This window comes from Pseudomonas sp. Pseusp97 (assembly GCF_047304025.1).
Classification (GTDB): domain Bacteria; phylum Pseudomonadota; class Gammaproteobacteria; order Pseudomonadales; family Pseudomonadaceae; genus Pseudomonas.
In genome coordinates, this window is sequence record NZ_JBGLYK010000329.1 from 1 (window position 1) to 4,127 (window position 4,127).

Consider the following 4,127-nt stretch of genomic DNA (forward strand, 5'->3'; position numbering starts at 1 on the left):
GGCTGGCAGGTGGCGGGGCGGCCGCGGCGGTCTTGGCGACGGGCTTGTCGCCCGAATCGCAACCCGTCAAAGCCAACAAGGCGACCAGAATCAGGTACTGACATTCTCGCATGGCGCTCTCCTGTGCCGGGAATGCCCGATCCGTGAGAACTGCCACGGGTAAAACGCGGGTTCAGAGAATGATAGGCGCCCGAATCAAAGGCTGCAGAAAGTCGAACGGCCGGTGAGGCCGGCCGTCGCCTGGACAATCCACGCGTTGTCGCCGGTTACTTCAGCCGGCGCTCGACGCCCTTCTCGACGAGGATCTTGGCGGAGATTTCTTCCACCGAGAAATGGGTCGAGTTGATGTAGGCGATGTTCTCGCGGCGGAACAGGTTCTCCACCTCGCGAACCTCGAATTCGCACTGGGCGAAGCTGGCATAGCGGCTGTTGGGCTTGCGCTCGTGGCGGATGGCGGTGAGCCGGTCCGGGTCGATGGTCAGGCCGAACAGCTTGTGCTTGTAGGGCTTGAGCGCGTTGGGCAACTGCAGGCGCTCCATGTCCTCTTCGGTCAGCGGGTAGTTCGCCGCGCGGATGCCATATTGCAGGGCCATATAAAGGCAGGTGGGCGTCTTGCCGCAGCGCGACACGCCGACCAGGATCAGGTCGGCCTTGTCGTAGTAGTGGGTGCGCGCGCCGTCGTCGTTGTCGAGGGCGAAGTTCACTGCATCGATCCGCTCCATGTAGTGCGGGTTATGGCCGATGCTGTGGGATTTTCCGACGGAATACGACGAGTCTGAGGATAATTCTTGTTCCAGCGGGGACAAAAACGTCGAGAAGATGTCAATCATGAAACCATTCGACTGCGCCAGGACCGAACGGATCTCACGATTGACGATGGTATCGAAGATGATCGGTCGTGCCCCGTCCGCCTCCGCAGCCCGGTTGATTTGCTGTACCATGACGCGCGCCTTTTCCTCGGTATCGATGTAAGGTCGCGTCAGTTTGGTGAAGTTGATGTTCTCGAACTGCGCCAGAAGGCTCTGGCCGAGGGTTTCGGCAGTGATGCCGGTGCCGTCGGAAATGAAGAATGCAGTTCGTTTCATGTGCGCAGCGGGCCTTGGTAGGTAGGATCGAATCCTGGTTATGATAGGCCCCACGTTTGCAAGGCCCTTTGCCGGGGCATTCTCACCCATTTTTCCGGCCCCGGCCAGAAGGGTGGTTTCGCACCGACTCGTATGAGCTTTTCCAACACTTAGTGGAGAGATCACCTTGGTAGAGTACGTAGTTTCCCTCGATAAGCTCGGCGTCCACGATGTCGAAACTGTGGGGGGCAAGAACGCATCCCTGGGCGAAATGATCAGCAACCTCGCCGGTGCCGGCGTTTCCGTACCGGGTGGCTTCGCCACTACCGCCCAGGCCTACCGTGACTTCCTCGAGCAGAGCGGCCTGAACGATCGCATCCACGCGGCCCTCGACGCCCTCGACGTCGACGATGTCAATGCCCTGGCCAAGACCGGCGCGCAGATCCGCCAGTGGGTGATGGACGCCGAGTTCCCCGCCCAGCTGGATGCCGAGATTCGCAAGGCCTTCGCCGAGATGGCCGGCGGCAACGACAACATGGCCGTGGCCGTGCGTTCCTCCGCCACCGCCGAAGACCTGCCGGACGCCTCCTTTGCCGGCCAGCAGGAGACCTTCCTGAACATCCGCGGCGTGGACAACGTGATCCGCGCGGCCAAGGAAGTCTTCGCCTCCCTCTTCAACGACCGCGCCATCGCCTACCGCGTGCACCAGGGCTTCGACCACAAGCTGGTCGCCCTGTCCGCCGGCGTGCAGCGCATGGTCCGTTCGGAAACCGGCACCGCCGGTGTGATGTTCACCCTGGACACCGAATCCGGTTTCCGTGACGTGGTGTTCATCACCGGCGCCTACGGCCTCGGCGAGACCGTGGTGCAGGGCGCGGTGAACCCCGACGAGTTCTACGTGCACAAGCCGACCCTGGAAGCCGGCCGCCCGGCCATCCTGCGTCGCAACCTGGGCAGCAAGGCCATCAAGATGGTCTACGGCGAAGAAGCCAAGGCCGGCAAGTCGGTCAAGGTGGTCGACGTGGAGAAGGCCGACCGCGCGCGCTTCGCCCTGTCCGACGCCGAAGTGATCGAGCTGGCCAAGCAGGCCCTGATCATCGAGAAGCACTACCAGCGTCCGATGGACATCGAGTGGGCCAAGGATGGTGACGACGGCAAGCTGTACATCGTGCAGGCCCGTCCGGAAACCGTGAAGAGCCGCTCCAGCGCCAACGTGATGGAGCGCTACCTGCTCAAGGAAAAGGGCAAGGTCCTGGTCGAGGGCCGCGCCATCGGCCAGCGCATCGGTGCAGGCCCGGTGAAGGTCATCCACGACGTTTCCGAGATGGACAAGGTCCAGCCGGGCGACGTGCTGGTCTCCGACATGACCGACCCGGACTGGGAACCGGTGATGAAGCGCGCCAGCGCCATCGTCACCAACCGTGGCGGGCGTACCTGCCACGCCGCGATCATTGCCCGTGAACTGGGCATCCCGGCGGTCGTCGGCTGTGGCAACGCCACCGCGGCGCTCACCGATGGCCAGCGCGTGACCGTGTCCTGCGCCGAAGGCGATACCGGCCTGATCTACGAAGGCGAGCTGGGCTTCGATGTCCGCCAGAACTCGGTCGATGCCATGCCCGAGCTGCCGTTCAAGATCATGATGAACGTCGGCAACCCCGACCGCGCCTTCGATTTCGCCCAGCTGCCGAACGAAGGTGTGGGCCTGGCCCGCCTGGAATTCATCATCAACCGCATGATCGGCGTGCATCCCAAGGCGCTGCTGAACTTCGCCAGCCTGCCGGCGGACATCAAGGACAGCGTCGAGAAGCGCATCGCCGGCTACGACGATCCGGTCGGCTTCTACGTCGAGAAGCTGGTCGAAGGCGTCAGCACCCTGGCCGCCGCCTTCTGGCCGAAGAAGGTCATCGTGCGCCTGTCCGACTTCAAGTCCAACGAATACGCCAACCTGATCGGCGGCAAGCTCTACGAGCCGGAAGAAGAGAACCCGATGCTCGGCTTCCGTGGCGCCTCGCGCTACATCAGCGAATCCTTCCGCGACTGCTTCGAGCTCGAATGCCGCGCGATGAAGAAGGTCCGCAACGAGATGGGCCTGACCAACGTCGAGCTGATGGTGCCCTTCGTCCGTACTCTGGGCGAAGCCTCCCAGGTCGTCGACCTGCTGGCCACCAACGGTCTCAAGCGTGGCGAAAACGGCCTGCGCGTCATCATGATGTGCGAGCTGCCGTCCAACGCCCTGCTGGCCGATGAATTCCTCGAGTTCTTCGATGGCTTCTCCATCGGCTCCAACGACCTGACCCAGCTGACCCTGGGCCTGGACCGCGATTCGGGCATCGTTGCGCACCTGTTCGACGAACGTAACCCGGCGGTGAAGAAGCTGCTGTCCAATGCCATCCAGGCGTGCAACCGCGCCGGCAAGTACATCGGCATCTGCGGCCAGGGCCCGTCGGACCACCCGGACCTCGCCAAGTGGCTGATGGAGCAGGGCATCGAGAGCGTGTCGCTGAACCCCGACTCGGTCCTCGATACCTGGTTCTTCCTCGCCGAAGGCCAGTCCTGACGTCTCCTTTACCACCCTGAAGAGGGCGGGTGATTTTCACCCGCCCTTTTTTATGCAAGCGATTCCATGCAAAGCAGCAGTCAACTCTTCCCGGTCGCCCTCCTGAGCGCCGAATTGCGTGGCGACCTCGCCGAGGACGTCTACCGCCTGAAGCCCAACAACAGCCCGGACTCCAGCGTCGAGCTGGCGGTCACCCGTCTCGGTCGTCCCGAAGGGAGGCGAGGCGTGCCGGTGATCCTCCTGCACGGCAGCTTCTCCAACCGCCGTTTCTGGTACTCGCCCAAGGGCATCGGCCTGGGCGCCTATCTGGCGCGCGCCGGATTCGATGTGTGGATTCCGGAGATGCGCGGCCACGGTCTCTCCGTACGCAACGGGGATTACGAGCGCAACCGCGTCGCCGACTATGCGCGGTTCGATCTGCCCGCCATCGCCGATTTCGTGGTCGAGCAGAGTGGTCAGGCGCCGCACTGGCTCGGTCATTCCCTGGGGGGAGTGACCCTGGCTGC

At 63.3% G+C, this 4,127-nt stretch carries 3 protein-coding genes; 2 read left to right on the top strand and 1 reads right to left on the bottom strand.

The window, feature by feature from the left end; genetic code table 11:
• Positions 1–266: 266 nt before the first annotated feature.
• The gene (locus ACCC94_RS28180; RefSeq protein ID WP_017516884.1) at positions 267–1,085 is read right to left on the bottom strand and encodes a pyruvate, water dikinase regulatory protein; all 819 of its coding nucleotides are present in this window, start codon (positions 1,083–1,085) and stop codon (positions 267–269) included.
• A 166-nt stretch (positions 1,086–1,251) separates the two neighbouring features.
• Between ACCC94_RS28180 and ppsA the strand changes: the two genes are divergently transcribed.
• Together ppsA and ACCC94_RS28190 are read left to right on the top strand one after the other, a co-directional pair.
• Positions 1,252–3,621, top strand: a complete 2,370-nt coding sequence (gene ppsA, locus ACCC94_RS28185) for a phosphoenolpyruvate synthase (RefSeq protein ID WP_413352890.1) — start codon at positions 1,252–1,254, stop codon at positions 3,619–3,621.
• Between the two features lie 66 nt (positions 3,622–3,687).
• A partial coding sequence (locus ACCC94_RS28190) for an alpha/beta hydrolase (RefSeq protein ID WP_413352892.1) occupies positions 3,688–4,127 on the top strand: 440 nt, incomplete at its 3' end.